The sequence below is a fragment of the Christensenellaceae bacterium 44-20 genome, assembly GCA_041223705.1.
GTDB lineage: Bacteria > Bacillota > Clostridia > Christensenellales > Christensenellaceae > QANA01.
Map to the genome: position 1 here is coordinate 40,787 of JBCLQU010000002.1, position 22,278 is coordinate 63,064.

A 22,278-nucleotide genomic window follows, 5' to 3' on the forward strand; every position below is an offset into this window, starting at 1 on the left:
ACCGGATTTTTCCGGTTCTTTTTTTGTGCCTTCATAAAATGACGGCCGAGGCCTATCTTGCCCTCACTCCTCCAGCCAGGCCAGCACATCTGCATAGACGCGCTCATTTTCCCGCTCGTTCAGCAGTTCGTGCCGCAGGCCTGGGTAGAGCCTGGTGCAGATATCGCCATAGCCACGCCGCCGCAAAAACTCTGCCGCCTGTTCAAAAGCCGCCGGGCTTTGGATGACGGGGTCATCCGCCCCGGCCATGAGCAGGATGGGCAAATCCGCGTGCCGCATCTGCCATCCTTTTTTGGAAAAGCACTCCCGCATGAGAGAGAAGAGCGCCGCAAAGCCGTTTATCGTGAAAACAAAGCCGCACGCCGGGTCTGCCTGATAGGCCGAGCGCGCGTCCGGATTGGCGCAGACCCAGGAATTCTCCGGATCTCCCTTCTTGTCGTATCCCGCAAAGGCCAGGCTCTGCAAAAAAGCACTGCGGTGATGCCCGCCGCAGAGTGCCCCCAGCGCCCGCGCCAGAGCGATGCCAACTCCCGCCAGCTTGTTTTCCGTGGGCGGCCCGCAGAGCACGAGCTTTGCAATTTCGCCGTCGTGCTCCTTGAGGAAGATGCGGGCGATCATCGTCCCCATGCTGTGGGCGAAGAGGGAGAGGGGCAGGCCGGGGAAGCGCCCCTTCAGATAGGCGGCAGCCTGCGCCAAATCCGAGACGGCCCCCTGCCAGCCCGGCGCGCCGAAATAGCCGTAGTCCTCCGGGCCTTTGGCGCTGCCTCCATGCCCCCGGTGGTCGTGAATGGCGCCGATATAGCCCGCATCCGCCAGAAAATCCAGAAAGGGCAAATAGCGCTGGCGATGCTCGGCCATGCCATGGGAAATTTGCACGATGCCCTTGGGCGCGCCGGATGGGAACACCAGCGTCCCCTCCAGCCGCAGGCCGTCGGCATCCGAATTCAGATGAAAAATTTCGGTTTGATGCTTCATAGTGCCTCCGTATTGCTGGTGCTGTGAATGTAGATGCCTGCCGGCGCATTTTGCGCCAGCTCTGCAAAGGGAAACCGGGCGCGGGCCTTTTGCAGCGCCGCCTCTGCCCGGGGCTTGTCTGCAAACAGACCGATGCAGGCGCTGCCGCTGCCCGTCATCAGGGCGCAGTCTGCGCATGTTTGCAGGAATGCCAGCGCCTGGGCGACGGGCGGGCAGAGCGCCTTTGCCGCGCGCTCCAGGCTGTTGGCCGTAGCCTTGCCAAAGGCCGCCAGGTCCCCCGCCGCCAGCGCCTGTTTGCAGAGCGCCAGGTCTCCCTGCCGGCCGCCCAGCTCGTCGTATTTGCGGTAGGCCGCCGGGGTGCTGACGCCGCCCTCGGGCTGAACGACCAGATAATAGGGGCAAAGCGCATTTTCCAGCGGGGTGAGCACCTCGCCGATGCCCTGGCACTGCTGGCATCCGCCTTTCAGAAAGAAGGGGACGTCTGCGCCAATCTGCACGGCGATGCGCGCCAGCTCATCGGGGCCAAGCGGGTTGCCATAGAGCGCGTTCAGCCCCAAAAGAGCCGCCGCCGCATCCGCACTGCCGCCCCCAAGCCCGGCCTGGGAAGGTATGCGCTTGGAAATCTCGATGCGCGCGCCGCCGGCCAGCCCTGCGGCATCAAAAAAGAGCTGCGCCGCCCGAAAAGCGCTGTTCTGCTCCTGGGGCACGCCCGGGCAATGCACGCAGAGCGCATCCGCCTGCTCTATGCGGAGCGTATCGCCAAGCGAGATGCTCTGCATGATCATGGAAAGAGCGTGGTAGCCGTTTTCCAGCGTGCCGGTAATTTCCAGATATAGGTTGATTTTTGCATTTGCCTGAATGGTTAACATGAATGTATTATAGCATAAAACGCCAAAGATATGTTAAAATGGAAAAGAAAGGCGGAAGATATGATCATTGCAGATAAAATTTCGGATTATAAAGTGCTGGATACGGGCGACGGCATGAAGCTGGAGAGCTGGGGCGGCTATCTGCTGGCCCGGCCGGATCCGCAGGTGATTTGGAAAAAGAGCCGGCCCGCTCTTTGGGAAAAGGCCCACGCGGTCTATCACCGCAGCGCCACAGGCGGCGGGCACTGGGAATATAAAAAACAGCTGCCCGAGCGCTGGGAAATCGGCTATGGCGGCCTGCGCTTTTATGTGCGGCCCACGGGCTTTAAGCATACCGGCCTGTTCCCCGAGCAGTCGGCCAACTGGCAGTTTATGATGGATGCGCTCTCGGGCGGCGAGGAAGTGCTCAATCTCTTTGCCTATACGGGCGGAGCGACGCTGGCGGCGGCCAGGGCCGGGGCGCGGCTGACGCATGTGGATGCGGCAAAGAGCATGGTGGCCTGGGCCAAGGAGAATGCCGCTCTTTCCGGCCTGGCGGAAGCGCCCATCCGCTATATGGTAGACGACTGCATGAAGTTCGTCCTGCGCGAACAGCGCCGGGGCAGGAAATACCAGGGCATCATCATGGATCCTCCAAGCTACGGCCGGGGCAGCAGCGGGCAGATTTGGCGGGTGGAGGAGCATCTTTTCCCGCTGGTGGAGGAGTGCGCCAAACTGCTGGCGGAGGATGCCAAGTTCTTCATCATCAATTCCTATACCACCGGCCTCTCCGCTGTGGTTACGCAAAACATGCTGGAGCAGTGCGTGGCAGAGAAGCTGGGCGGCAGCATTCAGGCGGACAGCCTGGTTCTGCCCGTGCAGGAACAGCGCATCTATCTGCCCTGCGGGACGACGGCCAGGTGGCAGGCGTGAACATTCTATACGAGGATAACCACCTTCTGGTGGCCGAAAAGCCGGCGGGCGTCCCGGCCCAGGCAGATGCCTCGGGGGCGGCGGATATGCTCACTCTGCTCAAGGCCTATCTCAAGGAGAAATACCAAAAGAGCGGGGCAGTCTACCTTGGGCTGGTGCACCGGCTGGATCGCCCGGCTTCCGGCCTGATGGTGTTCGCCCGGACGAGCAAGGCCGCAGGCCGCCTTTCCGAGCAGATTCGCCGGGGAGAGATGCAAAAGGGGTATTTTGCCGTGGTGCAGGGCGCGCCGCCAAGGGAAGGCCGGCTGGAGGACTATCTCGTAAAGGACCCGCGCAAAAACCAGTCCCGCATCGCCCGGCCGGAGGAGCGCGGCGCCAAAAAGGCGGCGCTGGAATATGAGGTCTTGCAGCAGAAAAGCGGGCAAGCGCTGGTGCGCATCCGCCTGCTCACGGGCCGGTCGCATCAGATTCGCCTGCAATTCGCCTCCCGGGGGTGGCCGCTGGCCGGCGACGCCAAATACGGAAGCGGCGGGCAGGATTTGGCGCTGTATTCCTATTTTCTTGGCTTTGCACACCCGACGAAACAGCAGGCCATGCGCTTTTATTCGCTTCCCTGCGCCCCGGCGTTCGCGCCCTTCGGGCAGGCCATGCGGCAGGCAATAAATGCCCAGAAGAAGGCTGCGGCAGAGCTGGGAGAAGCAATTTTGCCGGAAGACGAATAAAATCGCCGCATTTTTGAAAAAATAGCAGGAGATAGGCAGGAATTTACTGGGAGACGGCGAAATATCTAAAGAGGCATGGAATATGCCGAGTAGAATAGGGAGGTAGGAAAGCGATGAAAATTCAAAACATCAGCGAGCCCCAAAAATTTTTTGAGGTTCTGAACAACTGCAAGGGCAGCGTTGAGCTGGTTACTTCCGAAGGCGACAGACTCAACCTGAAGAGCAAGCTCTGCCAGTATATTGCGCTCACGCAGATGTTCAAGGATGCATCCATCGACGAAGTCGAGCTGGTTGTTTCCGAGCCGGAAGATATGAGCATGCTTCTTGACTATCTCATCAAGGGCTAATCTTCCAAAAAAAGGCTGCTTTGGCAGCCGCTAAAAAACGCAATCAATCATTTTTGAGATATAAAAACACCGATGCGCCGCATGGGTGTTTTTCTTTTGCACAGCCTTTGGCAAATGCTGGCAGAGCCTGCCGGGCAAGAAAAATCCCGTGCCTTTGAGCCGGTTTTATTGTATAATGATTCCACGATGATAATAAAAAGGTCAAGGGCAATGGGTAGTCATGGGGGCAAGCCCCCATACCCCCTTACCTATTTTTAAAAATGGGGTTGCGGGGGGAAGGCCGATTCGCATGGCGGGCTGAAAATGGGAGAGCATTTGCTCTCTGACAAATTGTTACGCCCCATCAATTGGGCGGAGCGGCGCGGGTAGGCAGGCACGTTCTGTGTGAGCATGTACGAACTGGCAAACCGACTGTCAGCTGCGCGAGCGGCGATGAAAGGTTTTTCTGTTCCGCCATTCGGGTGCCCCTTTGCCGCGGCGCTAAAAGAAGAAGCAAGCTGACGCTTGCCCTTACCGTGGTAAAATGAACGCACAAAGGGCCGAGCGTTCATTGACGGCTGCCGGCAGTGCACGCCGCGCGCTGCCGACATGGTATAATGATTCCACCCGTTACTGAAATCAGAGATTTCAAACGGGTTCCCGGATTCATTGAACCATGGCGCCGCTCCGCTTTGCCGCGGCGCTAAAAGAAGAAGCAAGCTGACGCTTGCCTTTATCATGGTATAATAGGGCTACCGGAGGAGCCTATGGAAATTATCTATTCGAGCCACTATCATGCGCTGCAGGAGCAGCTCTACCGCATGGCAGGCCAGGCACTGCGCGAAAATCGGCCGACGCTGATTCTTGTGCCAGCCCAGGCCAGCTTTTTGGTGGAATCCGGCATACTAAGAGAGTGCGGCGTGCAGGGCTTTCTGGAGCTGGAAGTCATGAGTTTTGAGAAGCTGACCTCCCGCATCCTGGAGCTGGAGGGCGGCCGCGTCCTGCCCGCGCTGGACGGCGCAGGCGTCGCCATGCTGGCCAAGCGCGCCATGCGCCAGGCCCAGGGGCTTCGGGCGCTGAATACCGAGGACGAGCGCCTGCATCAGCGGGTGGGCGAGCTGGTTTCGGCGCTCAAAAGCGAGGAAATTTTCCCGGAGCAGCTGCGGGCTCTGGCCGCGGGGCGGCACGCCTTTACGGCGGACAAGCTGCTGGACGTCGCGGATATCTTTGAACAGATGCTGGCGCTTTCGGGCGGGAGCATGATGGATGGAAGAGACCAGGAAAAGCTGGCGCAGGGCAAATTCGCCGGCTCGGTTTATTTGAAAAAGCGGGATATCGTCATCTTCGGGTTCGATATTCTGCCTGCTCTGCGCATGAAGAGCATCGCGGCGCTGGCCAAAAGCGCGGCCAGCCTGAAACTGCTCATCGAGGCGGCAGACGACGGCGTTCTGCAAAAACAGTGGCAGTGTGTTAAGCGGCTGGAAGCGCTGGCGCGCTCGGAAGGGGTTGCCGTTTCCATGCGGGAATGGAAAGCAAAGCCGGCCGGGGAAATCGGCTTTTTGCAGGAAAATATCTATGCCTACCCAGGGGGGCAGTATGAGAAAAAGCCGGGGGCGGTGGAAGTTGTCTGTGCGGCGAGCAAGCAAAAGGAAGTGGAATACGCGGCCCAGCGCATTTTGGAGCACACCTGCGAGCAGGGTGGCCGGATGCGGGAAATCGCGATTTTGGCGGGCAGTATGGGGGAATACGAGGCGGCCGTGCGGGATGTGTTTGCCCGGGCGGGCATCCCGTTCTTTCTGGAGAGCAAGCGGGCGCTTCTGGAGAGCAGTGCGGCTGAATTTGCCCTCTCGGCGCTGGATATCCTGGCTGGCCGCAGATGGCGGCTGGCAGACGTTCTGCGGCATTTAAAATGCGGCTTTCTCTGCGATGAGCGGGAGGAGACGGCCCTGGTGCGCCATGCCCGGGAATACGGCCTGCGGGGCTATGCCTTCCGGCGCGGTTTCCGGAAGGGCGGCGAGGAGATGGAAGCGCTCCGTCAGCGCGCCTTCGGGCCGCTTCTGGAGCTGGAGCAGAGGGCGGAGCAGGAGAATATCGCGGCGCTGCTGCTGGAATATCTGGAGCGCTCCGGCCTTGGCCCAAAGCTGGAAGAACAGGCATCAGAGCTGGAGCGGCTGGGCTTTTTGGCCGAGGGCCGCTATCTGCGGCAGGTTTACGAGGCCATGCGCGCCCTGATTTCCCAGGCGCAGGCGCTGGGGGAGCAGATGGATGCCCGGGAATTGCGGCAGGTTTTGGAGGCGGGCTTTGAAGCCGCGCAAATCTCCATCATCCCGCCGGCGACAGACGAAGTCAGCCTGGGAGATATCACCCACAGCATTTTCGAGCGCAAAAAGCTGGTGATCGTGCTGGGGGCGAACGAGGGCAGCCTGCCGCTGACGCCGGATGGCTCCGGCCTCATCAACGACTACGAGATTGCCGAGCTGCGCAAAGAACTGCCGGCCTTTCCCAATAAAATGGAGTTCGACGACCAAAAGGCGTATCTGCGCCGGGGCTTTGCCGCGGGCGAGCGGCTGGTGCTCTGCTATAACCGGGAAGACGGCCCGGCTTCGCATCTGGTGCACCGCCTGCATCGCCTTTTCCCCATGCTGGAGGAGGAGCAGGCCGAGTGCCGGCCTCTGCGCTCGGCTCAGGCTTCTTACGACAACCTGGCCATGGAGCTTCGGGCGCTGGCAGACGGCGGGCAGGCGCAGAGCGAACTGCTCTCGGCCTATATCGGCGAAGAGAAGAAAAAGCTGGCAGAGCTGCTGCCCAGCGTGCAGTTCGACAACACGCCGGCCAGCCTGGGCAGAGCGGTCGCCCGGGGGCTATACGGCCCGCCGGCGGCCAGCGTCTCCCGGATGGAGCGCTATTTCGAGTGTTCCTACCGGCATTTCATGGAATACGGCATCCGGCCGGAGAAGATCCGGGAGTTTGAGGAGGATGCGGGCAGTGCCGGGACGTATGTGCACGATTTGATGGATGATTTTGCCCAGGAGCTGGCCGAGCGAAAGCTCTCCTGGGCCGAGATAGACGACGCTCTCCTGCAGGAAGTAGTGGACAGCGCGGCGGAAAAGCGCATGGAGGAGCACAACCGCGGCATTTTCCGGGAGAAGCGCTTTGCCTTTGGCGAAAAGCGCCTGCGGGAAGAAGCGGCGCTGGCGGCCCGGGCTGTGCGCAGCCAGCTGGAGGGAAGCGGCGTGCGCGTGGCGGCTAGCGAGGCGGGCTTTGGCGGGGATATCTTCTCCCTGCCCACGCCGTATGGCCGGCTGACCCTGCGCGGCCGCATCGACCGGGTGGATGAAGCCGCACCCGGCGGCCAGGCATATGTGCGCGTGGTGGATTACAAGACGGGCGCCAAAAAATTCAGCCTGACGGACGTCTACTACGGCCTGAATTTGCAGCTTATCGTCTACCTCATGGCGGTGGAAAACTACTACCGCGCCCACGGCAGGGAAGTCTTCCCGGCGGGCGGGTTCTATTTCGAGATCAAGCTGCCCTATATTCCGGAGGATGCCGAGGAGGGAAGCCGGCTCTCCAAATTTAAGATGAACGGCTTTATCCTGGCCGAAGATTCGGTGGCGCAGGCGTTTTCCGGCCAGGAGCAGAGCATGAATATAAGGCAGAAGGCCGGCGGCCTGGCAGACGGGGAGAACACCTTCAGCAAAGAGCAGATGCAGGCGCTCTTTGGCTACACCAAAAAGCTGATTTTGCAGGCGGCGGCGCAGATGAGCGAGGGGGAGCTCTCGCTTTGCCCGGTGGCGGATGGGGAAAACCTGCCCTGCCGGTACTGCGATTACCACGCCGTCTGCGGGTTCGACGAGCTCTATCAGGGCAACCAGGTGCGGCAAAAGCAGAAGATGGAGAAAGCGCGCTTTTTTGGCGAGATAGGAGGGGAAAGTGGCGAAAATGGAGCTGACCAGCCGCCAGCGGCAGGCTGTTGAGAGCCGGGGCGGCAATCTGCTCGTCTCGGCGGCGGCGGGCAGCGGCAAGACCAGCGTGCTGGCGCGGCGCATCGTCTCCTTAATCGAGGAAGGCGCGGATATCCGGCGTATGCTCATCGTAACGTATACCAACCTGGCCGCCGCAGAGATGCGGGACCGCATCCGCCGGGAGCTCTCCGCCCGGGCCGAAGAGCTAGGGCAGTTCCGGCTGGAGGCGCAGGCAGAGTATGTGCAGGTCGCGGATATCTGCACCATCCACAGCTTTGCCGCCCGGCTGATTCGGGAAAACTTCCTGGCGCTGGGGCTGCCCCAGCGGATGCGCGTGGGCGGGCAAGAGGAATGCGACGTTCTGGCCGAAAAGGCGCTGGAGCAGGTTTTTACTGAGCTTTACGAGGAGGAGGACGCCCAGTTCCTCTCCCTGCGGGACCGCTACTCGGGGAGGACGGATGATCGCCTGAAAGAAGTGCTGCTGCAAGTCTATTCCTTCTGCACCAGCCGCCCCGAACGGCTGGGCTGGCTGGAGGCAGTTTCCCAGCGCTTTGATGAGCAGGGCCTGGCGGCGGTTTTGCAGGAGAAATGCCAGGTGGGTATGCGCCGCCTGCGGGCGCTTTTGCGGCGCGGGCAGGATTTGGAGGCGCACTATGAATTCTGCGAAAAGCAGTCGCTGAACAACCAGCAGGAGCTGGAGCAGGCCGAGGCGCTGCTGGCGCTTTTGGAGCGGGATTTCGCCGCCTTTGGCGCAGAGCTGGCCTCTTTCAAAATTTCCGCGCTGGAGCGCAAGAACCCGGCCGGCGAGGGCAAAGAACTGCTGCGGGAGCTCAAAAAGCAGGCTCGGGAGGAACTGAGCGAGCTGAGGCGCGCTCTGCCCGATGAGGCTATGCCCCTTCTGCGGGAGGAAAACGCCTATCAGCGGGAGCTGGCGCAGGCTCTGCACCGGGTGCTGGTGCGCTTCGAACAGCGCTATGCCGCCCTCAAGCGGGAGGCACATATGCTGGATTACGACGACCTCATCGCCTTTGCCTACCGCCTGCTGGAAGAGGAGGAAGCGGCCGGGCGCTATGCCGGGCGGTATGACTATATTTTCATGGATGAATACCAGGATACCAACCCCGTCCAGGAGGCGCTGATTTCCCGCATCAGCCGGGGGGATAACCGCTTTATGGTGGGCGATATCAAGCAGAGCATCTACCGCTTCCGCCTGGCCGACCCGATGATTTTCCTGCAAAAGACCCGGGAGTTTGAGGGCGCGGCGGCGGATCAGCAAGTTATCCGCATGAACGAGAATTTCCGAAGCGCCCCGGGCGTCATCGCGCCCATCAACTATATGATGAGCCGGCTCATGAGCCGGGAGCTGGGGGAAATCGAATATACCGAGCAGGAACAGCTCATCGCAAAGCGCGAGCAGGGCGGCGGGATGGAGCTTTTGCTGACGGATTTTGATGCCGCCGGCCAGGAGGAGGATATCGGCGCGGCAGAAAAAGAGGCGCATACCGTGGCCCGGCGCATTTTGCAGCTGCTGGAGGAGCGGGATGAGCAGGGCGAAAAGCGCTATGCGCCCTCGGATATCTGCGTGCTGCTGCGCAAGACCAGAATCAGCAGCCAGATTTTCGCGGAAGTTTTCGCGGATTACGGCATCGATTCCGAGACGCCCGACGGCCGGTTCACCCGATTCGTGGGCGTGGAAGTGTTCGTAAACCTGCTCAAAACTGTGGATAGCTTTGGATCGGATATCGCCCTGCTCTCGGTGATGAAGAGCCATATCGGCGGGTTCGATGAGCGCGAGCTGGCCCTCATCCGCCAGGCAGACCGGGCCCACTCCTTTTATGAGGCCTTCGCGGCATACGCTGGGTATGCGGATGCCCTGGGCGAAAAGTGCGCCGCGTTTCTGGAGAAAATCCGCAGATGGCGGCTGCTCTCCCGGGGCCTGCCGCTGCCCGCTTTTCTGACACTGCTCAAAAACGAGACGGATTATGCCGCGCATCTGGCGGCCCTGCCCGGCGGCGCCAAGAAAAAGGAGGCGTTCGACCAGTTTTTCGCCCGCTGCCTCTCCTATGCCCAGCAGCAGCGCATGCTCTATGGCCTGGTGGTGCAGCTGGAGGAGGTCTATAAAAGCAAGGGGGCGTATTCCGAGTTCCGCCAGGCCGGGGATCGGGGCGGGTGCGTGCGCATCATGAGCGTGCACAAGAGCAAGGGCCTGGAATTTCCCGTGGTCATCCTGGCGCGCATGGACAGCAAATTTTCCCGGCAGGATTTCAGCCAGAGCATTTTGCTGCATTCTGGCCTGGGCATCGCATCCGATCTCATCAGCGCCCAGCGCCGCACCACCCGCCCGGCCCTGACCCGCGCGCTTTTTGCCTACGTCATGGGAAAAGAGCTCAAAAGCGAGGAACTGCGCGTGCTCTATGTCGCCCTGACCCGGGCCAAAGAGCGGCTGATTCTATCCGGCGCCGTCAAAAAAAGCCAGGAGCTTTTTGCAAAGCTCAGCCAGGATTTCGCGTGGTACGACCTGTTGGCGCAAAACAGCCTGCTGGAATGGGCGCTCTCGGCGCTGCTGCCGCTTCCCTGCATGGCGGATTGGTATCAGGGGGTGCACCCGGCAAAGGAGCAGATAGAGATTGCGCACAGCATCTGCGGAGAGGCGGCCGGGGGCGGCAGGCAGGAGGAACCATTTGATTTGAAAGCCTGCCTGCTGGCGGCGGGCAGGCGGCCCTATCGCCCCTTTTTGCGCTATGAGGCCGAGCGCATCCCGGTGAAAATCGGCGTGAGCACGCTGCGCGCCATGGACGATGCCGAAGGCGAGGTTCGCCCGGCCTACCACGCGGCAGACAGCGGAGAGGATGGCGGCGCCGAACTGGGGACGCTGGCACATCTTTTCCTTCAGCATGTGGATTTTGCCTGCAAAAGCCAGCAGGGGCTGGAGGAGGAGGCGCGGCGCATGGTGCGCCAGCTCATCCTGACAGAGCAGGAGGCCGCCCGCCTGCGCGGCTTTTTCCCGCAGATTTTGAGCTTTCTGACCAGCGATTTGGCCTACCGCGCCCGGGCTTCTCAAACTGTTTTGCGGGAAATCCCGTTCAGCCTTTCGGTAACGGCCCAGGAGGTGGGCATCGCGGATAGCCAGGAGAAAATCATGGTGCAGGGCATCATCGACCTGGTGTTTGAAGAGCAGGGCAAGTGGATTTTGGTGGACTATAAATCCAATATGGCCGAGGAAAGCCGGCTCATCGCCCTGGCCAGCGCCTATCAGACGCAGATAGATCTCTACCGCAAGGCGCTCACCCGCATCACGGGAAAGCCCGTGGCCGAGAGCTATCTCTATCTATTGCGGGCGCATACGGCGCTGCAACTGTATTAGGAGGATTTTATGAAAATCAGGTATCTGGATAACAGCGGGTTTGCGCTGGAAGAGGGCGGCGTGCTTTTGGTGTTCGATTGCTGGAAGTTCCCGGAAAACGACCAGGGTGGGCCGGAAGAGGGTTTTCTCTGCCGGGAGCAGGTGCGCAGCTATGAGAAGGCATATATTTTTGTCAGCCATAGCCACGCGGATCACTTTAACCCCAAAATTTTCGATTGGGCAGGAGCGGGGGTAACCTACCTGCTGGATAGCGAAATCTCCGCGCCCCAGGGCGTTTTGGCGCAAAAGCTGGCCTGCGGCCAGGTATTTGCGGATGAAACCCTGCGCGTTACGGCTCATCCCTCCACGGATATCGGCATTTCCTTCCAGGTTGAGGCCTTTGGCAAGACGATTTTCCATGCAGGCGATCTCAACTGCTGGCACTGGGCGGGGGAAAACACCCCGGCGGAAGAGGCCGAGGCCAGGCAGGCCTTCAGCCAGGCGCTGGCGGAGATTGCGCCCAAAATGCCCCGGGCAGATCTCGCCTTTTTTCCGGTAGATCCTCGCCTGGGCACGCTGCTGGACGACGGCGCCCTGGAGTTTTTGCACAAAGTTCCCTGCGGCCTGCTCGTCCCCATGCACTTCGGCCAGGAGTTTGCTGCGCCGCGGCGGTTTGCGCAGAAAATGCAGGGCAAGGCGCGGGTCTGGGCGCCGCAGTTTGCCGGAGATGTTTTGGAAATTTCATGCTGAGTTTTTGTTTTGTTCATATCTTTGAGATAGGATAGAATTGCAGGCTTGCCTGCGGCGAATGTTTGAAGGCGGCGCAGAGGAGGAAGAGAAGGAATGGATGCGATTCGTCGGTTTATGCAGGGGCGCTATGGCAGCGATGCCCTGACGCTGTTTTTGATGTGCGTGGGCATCGGGCTCAACCTTGCCTCGATGTTCCTGCCGTTTTTTTCGTTTTTGGCGCCGGCCGTGTTTGCGTTTGCCGTCTGGCGGATGCTTTCGCGCAATATCTACGCCAGGCAAAAGGAGAACGCGGCCTATCTGCGGGGATGGCAGCGCGTCAAAAACTTCTTTTCCGGATTTAAACCCAGAGCGGATGCCAAAACGCATAGGCACTATAAATGCCCGGAGTGCCGGCAGGAGGTGCGCGTGCCCAGGGGAAAGGGCAAGATTTTAATCACCTGCCCCCGGTGCGGGAAAAAATTTGAGAAAAAAACCTGATGGAATTGATTTTTCCCTCAAATTGGATATAATAAGGGTATCAAGCAAAAGGAGAGAAACACATGATTACAAAAGAGATGACCATCCGGCAAGTGCTGGAAAAAGATATTAACAGCGCAGAGATTTTCCTGGAATCGGGCATGCACTGCGTGGGATGCCCTTCCGCGTCCGGCGAATCCATCGAGCAGGCATGCATGGTGCATGGGCTGGATGCCGATATTCTCGTCGCTAAGCTCAACGAGTTCTTTGGCGAGTAAGAGATGCGAAAAGGCCGCGGTGTTCCGCGGCCTTTTTTTGTTGCGCCAAAACCGGGGCTCCGCAAGCCTGGCCGCCGATGAGAAATGCGAGCGCCGAAAAAACATATGATTTCCTATATATAATGTAGGAAAAGAAAAACGCACCGCAGTTTTGCAGTCTGCGGTGCGCTCGTTTTGCCTGATGCTATTTGGCAGCCTTGGCCGAAGCCTGGGCTTTGAGGGATTCGATGTTGTGCCGCATGGCCGGAATGAGCGCGATGGCGATGCAGATGACGGCCTCGGGCAGCATATAGCTGGCGTTATAGCCCAGAGAGTAAACCCAGGCGGATTGCCCTGCCGGGGCATACTCCCCAAAGAAGATGGCTCCCGAAAGGAAGGAGCAGAAGTAGCGCGCCAGGCAGGCCAGGGCCATGCCGGGATAGAGGTTTTTGCGGAAAGCGCCTGCGATGGCCAGCACGCCAAAGCCCAGCAGATAGTCCAGCACGAACTGCATCCAGTTCAGGAAAACAGGCTCCTGGATGAACTGCAAGATGCCGAAGGCGATGGCGGCCAAAAGCCCTTTGCGCATCCCGTAGATATAGGAAAACAGCAGGATGGGCAGCATACTGGCCGCCGTAACCGAGCCGCCGTTGGGCATTTTCCAAAGCCGGATATACGAGAGCACGAAGGCCAGCGCGATGCAGAGCGCCGCCACGGCAATTTCCCGGATCGTCCAGGCAGAGCGGGAGAGGCCGGCGTCTTTTTTCTTATTATAGTAGAATAGAATGCCCACGCCCGCGGCCATGACGGCCAGGCTGCCCAGCACCCACCAGATATTCTCTCCAATCTTCTCGAAAAAGACCTGGAAGGTAACTTCCTCCTCTACGCCGCCAAAGCCATCGCTGATAAAAAATGCGATGAGCCCGGCCGCGGCCAGGATGAGTGCGATGCCCGCGAGCAGCAGCCATGTGCGCAGCTCGCCCGAGTTCTTCTTTTGTTCCTTCATTGTTTCCTCCTTTGCCGGAGGAGCGCTCCTGAAAATCCCGAAAAAAATCCCGCAGCATGGCTGCGGGGCAAACGATCCATTTTCTCGGTTCCGCTTCCCTACGAATGCATTATCAATATCAGGTTCGAAGGGTACATTCTCAGCCCGAAGGCGCCCCCAGCGGTAACATTATTTGGTTCTGGAGATATTATGTCATGCGGCGGCAGGTTTGTCAAATTTTCTCTCCACCGCAAACTTTTTGCGGAAAAATAACTGGCTGTGATGAATTTATCATGCTGGTATATGGGTGTCAGCCAGGTAAAACAGGCGTTTTTTTGCCTGTTTTGCGGTTTTTTTCAAAAAAATGATTATTTTTCAGAAAAAATGCAAAAAACCAGTTGACAAAGGGGAGGGTGTTTGGTAATATAGAGAAGCGCTCTTCGGAGCGGACCTTGAAAAAACAATATAGCGTAAAAAAGAAAGACAAAAAGACGAGCTTGGACTACTCTTAAGAAGGAAAAAGCAGGGAAGCGAAAGCAGAACTGTTAAGATTTTAATTGAGAGTTTGATCCTGGCTCAGGACGAACGCTGGCGGCGTGCTTAACACATGCAAGTCGAACGAAGAACTAAGAAGGAATTCTTCGGAAGGAATTTTTAGTTACTTAGTGGCGGACGGGTGAGTAACGCGTGAGCAACCTGCCCATAAGAGGGGGATAACAGCTGGAAACGGCTGCTAATACCGCATAAGACCACATTGCCACATGGCAGAGGGGTCAAAGATTTATCGCTTATGGATGGGCTCGCGTCTGATTAGCTAGTTGGTAGGGTAACGGCCTACCAAGGCGACGATCAGTAGCCGACCTGAGAGGGTGATCGGCCACACTGGAACTGAGACACGGTCCAGACTCCTACGGGAGGCAGCAGTGGGGAATATTGGGCAATGGGGGAAACCCTGACCCAGCAACGCCGCGTGAGGGAAGAAGGCTTTCGAGTTGTAAACCTCTGTCCTATGGGAAGAAGAAAGTGACTGTACCATAGGAGGAAGCTCCGGCTAACTACGTGCCAGCAGCCGCGGTAATACGTAGGGAGCAAGCGTTGTCCGGAATTACTGGGCGTAAAGGGTGCGTAGGCGGCGCAGTTAGTCAGAAGTGAAATATCGGGGCTTAACCCCGGGGCTGCTTCTGATACTGCTGTGCTCGAGTGCAGGAGAGGTAAGTGGAATTCCTAGTGTAGCGGTGAAATGCGTAGATATTAGGAGGAACACCAGTGGCGAAGGCGACTTACTGGACTGTAACTGACGCTGAGGCACGAAAGCGTGGGTAGCAAACAGGATTAGATACCCTGGTAGTCCACGCTGTAAACGATGAATACTAGGTGTAGGGGTCATAAGACTTCTGTGCCGGAGCAAACGCAATAAGTATTCCGCCTGGGGAGTACGGCCGCAAGGCTGAAACTCAAAGGAATTGACGGGGGCCCGCACAAGCAGCGGAGCATGTGGTTTAATTCGAAGCAACGCGAAGAACCTTACCAAGGCTTGACATCCCGATGACCGGCGTAGAGATACGCCTTCTCTTCGGAGCATCGGTGACAGGTGGTGCATGGTTGTCGTCAGCTCGTGTCGTGAGATGTTGGGTTAAGTCCCGCAACGAGCGCAACCCCTATTGTTAGTTGCCAGCATTTCGGATGGGAACTCTAATGAGACTGCCGGGGATAACTCGGAGGAAGGTGGGGACGACGTCAAATCATCATGCCCTTTATGTCTTGGGCTACACACGTGCTACAATGGTCGGTACAAAGAGCGGCGAGCTCGTAAGAGTAAGCGAATCTCAAAAAGCCGGTCTCAGTTCGGATTGTGGGCTGCAACCCGCCCACATGAAGTCGGAGTTGCTAGTAATCGCGGATCAGCATGCCGCGGTGAATGCGTTCCCGGGCCTTGTACACACCGCCCGTCACACCATGGAAGTTGGGGGCGCCCGAAGCCAGTGGCCTAACCGCAAGGAGGGAGCTGTCTAAGGTGAAACCAATGACTGGGGTGAAGTCGTAACAAGGTAGCCGTATCGGAAGGTGCGGCTGGATCACCTCCTTTCTAAGGTGTAACAACCAAACTAGTAGGGAAGCTTGTTTTAAGTCAAGTATTTTTTACGCTCATATTGTCAAGGTAAAGAAGAAGGAAACCACACTCTTTTGGGGGTGTAGCTCAGCTGGGAGAGCACCTGCCTTGCAAGCAGGGGGTCAGCGGTTCGATTCCGCTCATCTCCACCATTAGGGGCTCATAGCTCAGCCGGTTAGAGCGCGCGCCTGATAAGCGCGAGGTCGGTGGTTCGAGTCCACTTGAGCCCACCATCAAGGGTGGAAGCCTTTGAAGAAAAGCACATTGAAAACTATATAATATGCAAAACAAACTAAAAAAACTTTTAGGGTAAAAGAAATACAATTTTGCTGTAAAAAGCTGAGAGTAAGGAAATTATCTGAAAAGTCTTAGGAAAAAATGATCAAGTGAACAAGAGCGTAGGGTGAATGCCTAGGCATCAAGAGCCGAAGAAGGACGTGGTAAGCTGCGAAAAGCTGCGGGGAGCTGCAAACAAGCGTTAATCCGCAGATGTCCGAATGGGGAAACCCGGCAGGTGTAAAAGCCTGTCACTGCAAAGTGAATCCATAGCTTTGCAGAGGGAACCCGGTGAACTGAAACATCTAAGTAGCCGGAGGAAAAGAAAGTAAGAACGATTCTCTTAGTAGCGGCGAGCGAACGGGGAAGAGCCCAAACCGGAAGTCTTCGGACGTCCGGGGTTGTGGGCCGGCGTAAGCCATCGAAGGTATCTAACTGAAGACCGTTGGAAAGCGGCACCAAAGAAGGTAAAAGTCCTGTAAGTGAAAGAGAAGATCGGGCGGCCGGTACCAGAGTACCACAAGGCACGTGAAACCTGGTGGGAAGCAGGGGGGACCACCCCCCAAGGCTAAATACTACTTGATGACCGATAGCGGAATAGTACCGTGAGGGAAAGGTGAAAAGTACCCCGGGAGGGGAGTGAAAGAGAACCTGAAACCTTACGCTTACAAGCAGACGGAGCACGATTAGAGCGTGTGACGTTGTACTTATTGAAGAACGGGCCAGCGAGTTACGTTATGCAGCGAGGTTAAGGCGTTCAGCGCCGAAGCCGCAGGGAAACCGAGTCTGAACAGGGCGATAGTTGCATGATGTAGACCCGAAACCGGGTGACCTATCCATGGGCAGGTTGAAGCGGTAGTAAGATACCGTGGAGGACCGAACTCACTAGAGTTGAAAATCTAGGGGATGACCTGTGGATAGCGGTGAAATTCCAATCGAACTCGGAAATAGCTGGTTCTCCTCGAAATAGCTTTAGGGCTAGCCTCACTTGAAGATATACGGAGGTAGAGCACTGAATGGGCTAGGGGGCCTCAAAGCTTACCGAACCTTATCAAACTCCGAATGCCGTATATTACTGAGTGGGAGTCAGACAGTGGGAGCTAAGTTTCATTGTCAAAAGGGAAACAGCCCAGATCATCAGCTAAGGCCCCAAAGTGTAGGTTAAGTGGAAAAGGATGTGAGATTGCCTAGACAACTAGGACGTTGGCTTAGAAGCAGCCACTCATTCAAAGAGTGCGTAATAGCTCACTAGTCGAGTGATCTTGCGCCGAAAATGTCCGGGGCTAAAACCTACCGCCGAAGCTATGGACTTGTATTAACAAGTGGTAGAGGAGCGTCGTGTGCGGATAGAAGCCATACCGAAAGGAGTGGTGGACTGCACAGGAGAGAGAATGCTGGCATGAGTAACGAAAGTGGGGTGAGAATCCCCACCATCGAAAGCCTAAGGTTTCCTGGGGAAGGTTCGTCCGCCCAGGGTAAGTCGGGACCTAAGCCGAGGACTAGATGGTCGTAGGCGATGGACAACAGGTTGATATTCCTGTACCGCCTTTAGCGTTTGAGAGAAGCAGTGACACAGAAGGATAGACCAAGCGGGTTGATGGTAGAACCCGTCCAAGCATTGAGGCTTGGGAGATAGTGAAGTACGTCTCCCTTTAAGGCTGGGATGTGATGGGGACAGAACATAAGTATGGAAGTGGTTGAATTCACGCTGGCGAGAAAAGCTGCTATCGAGCGAAGAGGCGCCCGTACCGCAAACCGACACAGGTAGGCGAGGAGAGAATCCTAAGATGAGCGAGATAACCCCTGTTAAGGAACTCGGCAAAATGACTCCGTAACTTCGGGATAAGGAGTGCCTAGCAATAGGTCACAGTAAATAGGGCCAAGCGACTGTTTAGCAAAAACACAGGTCTGTGCGAAATCGAGAGATGAAGTATACGGGCTGACGCCTGCCCAGTGCTGGAAGGTTAAGAGGAACTGTTAGGGCAACCGAAGCAGTGAATTGAAGCCCCAGTGAACGGCGGCCGTAACTATAACGGTCCTAAGGTAGCGAAATTCCTTGTCGGGTAAGTTCCGACCCGCACGAATGGCGTAACGACTTGGTCACTGTCTCAACAGGGGACTCGGTGAAATTGTAGTACCGGTAAAGATGCCGGTTACCCGCGACTAGACGGAAAGACCCCGTAGAGCTTTACTGTAACTTGGTATTGAATTTCGGCATTGGATGTACAGCATAGGTGGGAGGCTAGGAACTGCTTGCGCCAGCAGGCAGGGAGCCGCCATTGGGATACCACTCTTCTAATGTTGAAACTCTAACAACGTGCCATGAACTGGGCGTTGGACATTGCCAGGTGGACAGTTTGACTGGGGCGGTCGCCTCCGAAAAGGTAACGGAGGCGCCCAAAGGTCTCCTCAGCATGGTCGGAAATCATGCGTTAGAGTGCAAAGGCATAAGGGGGCCTGACTGCGAGACAGACATGTCGAGCAGAGACGAAAGTCGGGCTTAGTGATCCGGCGGTATGAGAGTGGAATTGCCGTCGCTCAACGGATAAAAGCTACCTCGGGGATAACAGGCTTATCTCCCCCAAGAGTCCACATCGACGGGGAGGTTTGGCACCTCGATGTCGGCTCGTCGCATCCTGGGGCTGGAGTAGGTCCCAAGGGTATGGCTGTTCGCCATTTAAAGCGGCACGCGAGCTGGGTTCAGAACGTCGTGAGACAGTTCGGTCCCTATCTATCGTGGGCGTTAGAAGTTTGAGAGGAGCTGTCCCTAGTACGAGAGGACCGGGATGGACGCACCACTGGTGTACCAGTTGTTCTGCCAAGAGCACCGCTGGGTAGCTATGTGCGGACGGGATAAACGCTGAAAGCATCTAAGCGTGAAGCCTCCCTCAAGATGAGACTTCTCATTCCTTAAAGGAAGTAAGGCACCTTGTAGACTATGAGGTTGATAGGTCAGGGGTGTAAGCACAGTAATGTGTTTAGCTGACTGATACTAATATGCCGAGGACTTGATCATACAAATTAGTTTGGAGTAGGATATTATATAGTTTTGAGTGTGCTTGACAAAGATTTGGAGTATGTGGTATATTTCAAGTCGAAGATGGCATACTATATGACAAGCGCATAAAGTTTCCGGTGGCGATAGCTAAGAGGATACACCTGTTCCCATCCCGAACACAGAAGTTAAGCTCTTATACGCCGAAGGTACTGCACTGGCAACGGTGTGGGAGACTAGGTAGCTGCCGGTTTCTATTTTTGGAGATTCTCTTTTGAGAATCTCTTTTTTTGCTTCTTTACTATCGTTAGGCCGCCATTATCCTGCGTTATGCGGCGACCGCATTGACGCTGCTCCATCCCGCACTTATTATAGAAACATCCATAAATGGAAAATAGTGTAATAAATGGGAGATAGAGAAATGGAATGGCTTGGTCAAAAGTGGGTCTGCATCTTGTTTTTGGTTCTATTCCCGCCGCTGGGCATCTATCTGCTATGGAAATACCAATTGGAATGGGGCAGGGGGCTCAAAATTGGAGCGACAGTGGCCAGTGCCCTCTGGTGTGCGGCGCTTTTGGCTTCAGGGCTTTCACGGCCGGTTTTGCCGGCAAAAATTAGCCTTTTAAGCCAGGAAGTTAAAATTGGCCTTGGGGAAACGGTGGAAGTGGAGCTTGCGCTTGCGCCCGAATCTGCGGAGCCATCCGAACTGGTCACCTGGATCAGCGATGCCAATGTAGCGACGCCCTCGCTCAAGCGGAAAAGCGAAGGCGTATACTGCTATGAGCTGCGCGCAGAGCAGGAGGGCAATGCGGATTTCATGGTCTACTGCGGCAAAGTGCAGTCCAATGCGGTCAAGATCCATGTGCTGGACCGCGAAAAAATGGAGAGCCAGGCTTTCGCGGCTGAGCAGGCCATTGTGCAGATTGGCGAAGTAACCCTGCAAAGCGGTGAGCCGATTCTCATCGCCCGGCAGGCCTACGATGCGCTGGAGGAGGATGCGGCGGCGCTTGTGAGCAATTATGGCGACTTGCTGGCGGCAGAACAGGCGCTCCAGCAGCTTCAGGAGGAGGCCTGGCGGCAGGCCGAAGAGGCGCAGGACAGGATAGACGCCATAGGCGAGGCGGGGCTGGAGAGCGAGGATGCCATTACTGCGGCCAGAGAATATTATAATAGCCTACCAGAAGCAGTTCGCCCCTTGGTCAAGAACTACCAGGCGCTGGAGCAGGCTGAGCGGCTTTTGGGGCAAAAGAAAGCAGAAGAGGCGCAGGCGGCGGAAGAGCCGGGAAAGCCAAAGCCTTCCTCCCCGGCCGCCCAGGAGCCGGAACCCCCTTCCAAACCAAGCGATTCGGGAAGAATTGTTTACTGGGTTCTCAAGGGAAAAAAGTATCACACGACTGACGGCTGCCCGACCCTTGCACGTTCCAAGAAAATTTACTCGGGCACCATCAGCCAGGCAGGCGGGCGCGATCTCTGCAAAGTATGCGGGTAACTGGCGGTACTTTGCGAATATGCCTAGCCTCTACAGAGGAAAGCAGATTCTGTTTGCATTTGGCAGAGGGATGGAGATCCTTTGCCAAATAGAATGCCCGCCGTTCACACGCGGCTGTATTCTCCGCTTGTCGTCCCCATGTAAGATCGGACGCCATTTTGCCCAATTTAAAGAAAGAGCAAGCCAGTCAGCTTGCTCCTTTTTGCGCTTTCCATGCCCCTATTTGCGGCATTCGCCGCTCTCTAGGCTCTTGGTATAGAGAAAGTGATTTTCTTTTTTGGGCCCGTTCGCGCTCTGATAGCAGACGCATTTTTCTGCAATACGCCGATAGCCCTTTTTCTGGTAAAAGCCGTAATTGCAGCTGGTATCTGTAAAAAGATAGAGATTTTGGCAGCCGCTTTGCCGCATGAACTGATAGAAACGCCGCAGCAGCGCGCTGCCAATGCCGTGCCGCTGGATGCGCGGGTCTGTAATGAACAGCACCAGTTCGCCGTCGAACTCCTTCTTTGCGGAGCGCAGCAGTGCCCGGTCTGCGCGGGTTTCGGCCAGATTGTTGCGCAGAATGCGCCGGCCGCTCGGGTATGCCAAAAGTTTTGCCTTGTTCCAGAGCAGGGGCGCCAGACAGCGCAGCTTGCCCGGCAGATAGGGCAGATACTCGCTCCTGCCCAGGATGACGCCCACGACCTCGCCTTGCCGGATGGCAAGACAGCTGTAGTTTTGTTCGGATAGATAGTGGTAGAGCTGAATTTTGCGCAGTGCACGCTCGATGGGCGCGGGATAGCTTGTTTTTCCGCCCCAGGTCTTTCGTATGAGTGTTTCCAGTTTTGCGTAGTCCGCCCGGGTAACCTGGCGGAACTCGATTTGATCCATAAATCCTCCTCGTTTATTTGCCTTGCACTTCAGGCCGTCTAGCTTTAGAATAGAGTATGGTGTAACCCAATAGTCAAGGGGGCGAAGAGAATTATGTACGAAAATTCACAAATTTATTTTACCACGGGCGAATTCGCCCGGCTTTGCGGCGTCCGGAAAGACACGCTTTTTCACTACGACCAAGTTGGCATTTTAAGGCCGGAGATCGTGCGGGAAAACGGCTACCGCTATTATTCCATCAACCAGTTTTTCCTGTTCGATATCATCTCTGCGCTCAAAAAGGCCGGGGCAACTCTGGGCGAAATTCGGGACTATATTGCCCGCAGGAGCCCGGAAGGCTTTCTGAAACTGCTGGAGGAAAAAAGCGCCTATCTCGCCCGAGAGCAGCAGAAAATTGCCCAGGTACAGCGCTTTATCGCCAATACCCGGGAGCGCACGCAGAAGGGAATTGCCGCGGCCTGCGGCCGGGCGCGGGTGGAGCAATGCCCGGAGGAATACCTTATCGTCGTGCGCATCGATTCGGCCGAGCAGGGCTCGACCAAGAACCACATGCCCAAAATCCGGGATCACTTCCAGTTTTGCGATGAGCATATGGTGGGCGATGAGCTTCCCTTCGGGGCGATTATCGAACAAAAGAACCTGGAAAAAGGCTGGTATAAGGAGAGCTGGTATTTCAGCCGGGTGGATCGGCAGTATGGGGGAGAGCGGTTTTTTCAAAAGCCAGCGGGCAGCTATGCCATCATCGAGCACCGAGGCTCGTATGAGAGTATGGACGATTCCTATGAAGCCCTCAAAGCCTATATCGCAGAGCAGGGGCTGCGCATCTGCGGGCACGCCTATGAGCACGAGCTTTTGAGCTACTTTGCCGTGCCGGATCCCAGCGAATATGTCATCCAAATCTGCATTCAGGTGGAGCCGGCGGCGCATGGGCACAGATAAGGCGCCCGCAGATGGGCCCAGCGGCGCAAAAAAGGGTGC

Annotated in this window: 15 protein-coding genes, 2 tRNA genes, 3 rRNA genes and 1 riboswitch; of the genes, 15 read left to right on the forward strand and 5 right to left on the reverse strand. The window is 56.9% G+C overall.

Annotated features, from left to right (window positions below):
- Positions 1–63: 63 nt before the first annotated feature.
- Positions 64–975, reverse strand: a complete 912-nt coding sequence (locus AALG83_07120; GenBank protein MEY8382928.1) for an alpha/beta fold hydrolase — start codon at positions 973–975, stop codon at positions 64–66.
- A complete protein-coding gene (gene ispE, locus AALG83_07125) occupies positions 972–1,844 on the reverse strand; it encodes a 4-(cytidine 5'-diphospho)-2-C-methyl-D-erythritol kinase (GenBank protein ID MEY8382929.1) in 873 nt (290 codons plus the stop codon). Before ispE ends, AALG83_07120 begins: the two co-directional genes overlap by 4 nt.
- Before the next feature lie 60 nt (positions 1,845–1,904).
- Between ispE and AALG83_07130 the strand changes: the two genes are divergently transcribed.
- The 3 genes from AALG83_07130 to AALG83_07140 all read left to right on the forward strand — a co-directional run bounded on the left by AALG83_07130 (position 1,905) and on the right by AALG83_07140 (position 3,825).
- On the forward strand, positions 1,905–2,756 hold the full coding sequence (locus AALG83_07130) for a class I SAM-dependent methyltransferase (protein MEY8382930.1): 852 nt from the start codon (positions 1,905–1,907) through the stop codon (positions 2,754–2,756).
- Entirely contained in the window at positions 2,753–3,478 is a 726-nt protein-coding gene (locus AALG83_07135) for an RluA family pseudouridine synthase (GenBank protein ID MEY8382931.1), read from the forward strand. Before AALG83_07130 ends, AALG83_07135 begins: the two co-directional genes overlap by 4 nt.
- 113 nt (positions 3,479–3,591) lie before the next feature.
- Positions 3,592–3,825, forward strand: coding sequence for a polya polymerase (locus AALG83_07140; protein MEY8382932.1), 234 nt, complete (start codon positions 3,592–3,594; stop codon positions 3,823–3,825).
- 254 nt (positions 3,826–4,079) lie between these two features.
- On the opposite strand, the gene AALG83_07145 is transcribed toward AALG83_07140, so the two are convergent.
- The gene (locus tag AALG83_07145) at positions 4,080–4,544 is read right to left on the reverse strand and encodes a hypothetical protein (GenBank protein ID MEY8382933.1); all 465 of its coding nucleotides are present in this window, start codon (positions 4,542–4,544) and stop codon (positions 4,080–4,082) included.
- A 27-nt stretch (positions 4,545–4,571) separates the two neighbouring features.
- Here AALG83_07145 and AALG83_07150 point away from each other — a divergent pair, with 27 nt between their 5' ends.
- From AALG83_07150 to AALG83_07170, 5 genes are all read left to right on the forward strand, one after another.
- Entirely contained in the window at positions 4,572–7,781 is a 3,210-nt protein-coding gene (locus AALG83_07150) for a PD-(D/E)XK nuclease family protein (GenBank protein ID MEY8382934.1), read from the forward strand.
- Positions 7,747–11,133, forward strand: a complete 3,387-nt coding sequence (locus AALG83_07155) for a UvrD-helicase domain-containing protein (protein ID MEY8382935.1) — start codon at positions 7,747–7,749, stop codon at positions 11,131–11,133. The genes AALG83_07150 and AALG83_07155 overlap by 35 nt, the downstream gene beginning before the upstream one ends.
- 9 nt (positions 11,134–11,142) lie before the next feature.
- Positions 11,143–11,862, forward strand: coding sequence for an MBL fold metallo-hydrolase (locus AALG83_07160; GenBank protein ID MEY8382936.1), 720 nt, complete (start codon positions 11,143–11,145; stop codon positions 11,860–11,862).
- 93 nt (positions 11,863–11,955) lie between these two features.
- Positions 11,956–12,339, forward strand: coding sequence for a hypothetical protein (locus AALG83_07165; protein ID MEY8382937.1), 384 nt, complete (start codon positions 11,956–11,958; stop codon positions 12,337–12,339).
- A 62-nt stretch (positions 12,340–12,401) separates the two neighbouring features.
- A complete protein-coding gene (locus tag AALG83_07170) occupies positions 12,402–12,596 on the forward strand; it encodes a DUF1858 domain-containing protein (protein ID MEY8382938.1) in 195 nt (64 codons plus the stop codon).
- Positions 12,597–12,780: 184 nt separating this feature from the next.
- Here AALG83_07170 and thiT read toward each other — a convergent pair whose 3' ends face one another.
- Positions 12,781–13,581, reverse strand: coding sequence for an energy-coupled thiamine transporter ThiT (thiT, locus tag AALG83_07175; GenBank protein MEY8382939.1), 801 nt, complete (start codon positions 13,579–13,581; stop codon positions 12,781–12,783).
- 78 nt (positions 13,582–13,659) lie between these two features.
- A riboswitch (TPP riboswitch) is annotated at positions 13,660–13,749 on the reverse strand.
- A 364-nt stretch (positions 13,750–14,113) separates the two neighbouring features.
- Between thiT and AALG83_07180 the strand changes: the two genes are divergently transcribed.
- The 6 genes from AALG83_07180 to AALG83_07205 all read left to right on the forward strand — a co-directional run bounded on the left by AALG83_07180 (position 14,114) and on the right by AALG83_07205 (position 20,430).
- Positions 14,114–15,646: ribosomal RNA gene (locus AALG83_07180) — 16S ribosomal RNA — on the forward strand.
- 100 nt (positions 15,647–15,746) lie between these two features.
- Positions 15,747–15,822, forward strand: a tRNA-Ala gene (locus tag AALG83_07185).
- A gap of 4 nt (positions 15,823–15,826) precedes the next feature.
- Positions 15,827–15,903, forward strand: a tRNA-Ile gene (locus AALG83_07190).
- Positions 15,904–16,050: 147 nt separating this feature from the next.
- A 23S ribosomal RNA gene (locus tag AALG83_07195) occupies positions 16,051–18,962 on the forward strand.
- A 115-nt stretch (positions 18,963–19,077) separates the two neighbouring features.
- Positions 19,078–19,194: ribosomal RNA gene (gene rrf, locus AALG83_07200) — 5S ribosomal RNA — on the forward strand.
- The 16S, 23S and 5S rRNA genes sit together here with 2 tRNA genes alongside, the layout of an rRNA operon.
- A gap of 153 nt (positions 19,195–19,347) precedes the next feature.
- On the forward strand, positions 19,348–20,430 hold the full coding sequence (locus AALG83_07205; GenBank protein ID MEY8382940.1) for a hypothetical protein: 1,083 nt from the start codon (positions 19,348–19,350) through the stop codon (positions 20,428–20,430).
- Between the two features lie 219 nt (positions 20,431–20,649).
- Here AALG83_07205 and AALG83_07210 read toward each other — a convergent pair whose 3' ends face one another.
- A complete protein-coding gene (locus tag AALG83_07210; GenBank protein ID MEY8382941.1) occupies positions 20,650–21,300 on the reverse strand; it encodes a GNAT family N-acetyltransferase in 651 nt (216 codons plus the stop codon).
- Positions 21,301–21,393: 93 nt separating this feature from the next.
- On the opposite strand from AALG83_07210, the gene AALG83_07215 reads away from it, so the two are divergent.
- Positions 21,394–22,239: a MerR family transcriptional regulator gene (locus AALG83_07215; GenBank protein ID MEY8382942.1), complete on the forward strand. Its 846-nt coding sequence runs from the start codon at positions 21,394–21,396 to the stop codon at positions 22,237–22,239.
- The last annotated feature ends 39 nt before the right edge of the window (positions 22,240–22,278 follow it).

Bases quoted from the DNA above. Each gene is read 5' to 3' on its own strand.
- AALG83_07145 (MEY8382933.1), bottom strand. From the start codon at position 4,544: ATGATAAAGGCAAGCGTCAGCTTGCTTCTTCTTTTAGCGCCGCGGCAA.
- AALG83_07205 (MEY8382940.1), top strand. From the start codon at position 19,348: ATGGGAGATAGAGAAATGGAATGGCTTGGTCAAAAGTGGGTCTGCATC.
- AALG83_07215 (MEY8382942.1), top strand. From the start codon at position 21,394: ATGTACGAAAATTCACAAATTTATTTTACCACGGGCGAATTCGCCCGG.
- AALG83_07140 (MEY8382932.1), top strand. From the start codon at position 3,592: ATGAAAATTCAAAACATCAGCGAGCCCCAAAAATTTTTTGAGGTTCTG.
- AALG83_07160 (MEY8382936.1), top strand. From the start codon at position 11,143: ATGAAAATCAGGTATCTGGATAACAGCGGGTTTGCGCTGGAAGAGGGC.
- AALG83_07155 (MEY8382935.1), top strand. From the start codon at position 7,747: ATGGAGCTGACCAGCCGCCAGCGGCAGGCTGTTGAGAGCCGGGGCGGC.
- AALG83_07120 (MEY8382928.1), bottom strand. From the start codon at position 975: ATGAAGCATCAAACCGAAATTTTTCATCTGAATTCGGATGCCGACGGC.
- AALG83_07150 (MEY8382934.1), top strand. From the start codon at position 4,572: ATGGAAATTATCTATTCGAGCCACTATCATGCGCTGCAGGAGCAGCTC.
- AALG83_07130 (MEY8382930.1), top strand. From the start codon at position 1,905: ATGATCATTGCAGATAAAATTTCGGATTATAAAGTGCTGGATACGGGC.
- thiT (MEY8382939.1), bottom strand. From the start codon at position 13,581: ATGAAGGAACAAAAGAAGAACTCGGGCGAGCTGCGCACATGGCTGCTG.
- AALG83_07170 (MEY8382938.1), top strand. From the start codon at position 12,402: ATGATTACAAAAGAGATGACCATCCGGCAAGTGCTGGAAAAAGATATT.
- AALG83_07165 (MEY8382937.1), top strand. From the start codon at position 11,956: ATGGATGCGATTCGTCGGTTTATGCAGGGGCGCTATGGCAGCGATGCC.
- ispE (MEY8382929.1), bottom strand. From the start codon at position 1,844: ATGTTAACCATTCAGGCAAATGCAAAAATCAACCTATATCTGGAAATT.
- AALG83_07210 (MEY8382941.1), bottom strand. From the start codon at position 21,300: ATGGATCAAATCGAGTTCCGCCAGGTTACCCGGGCGGACTACGCAAAA.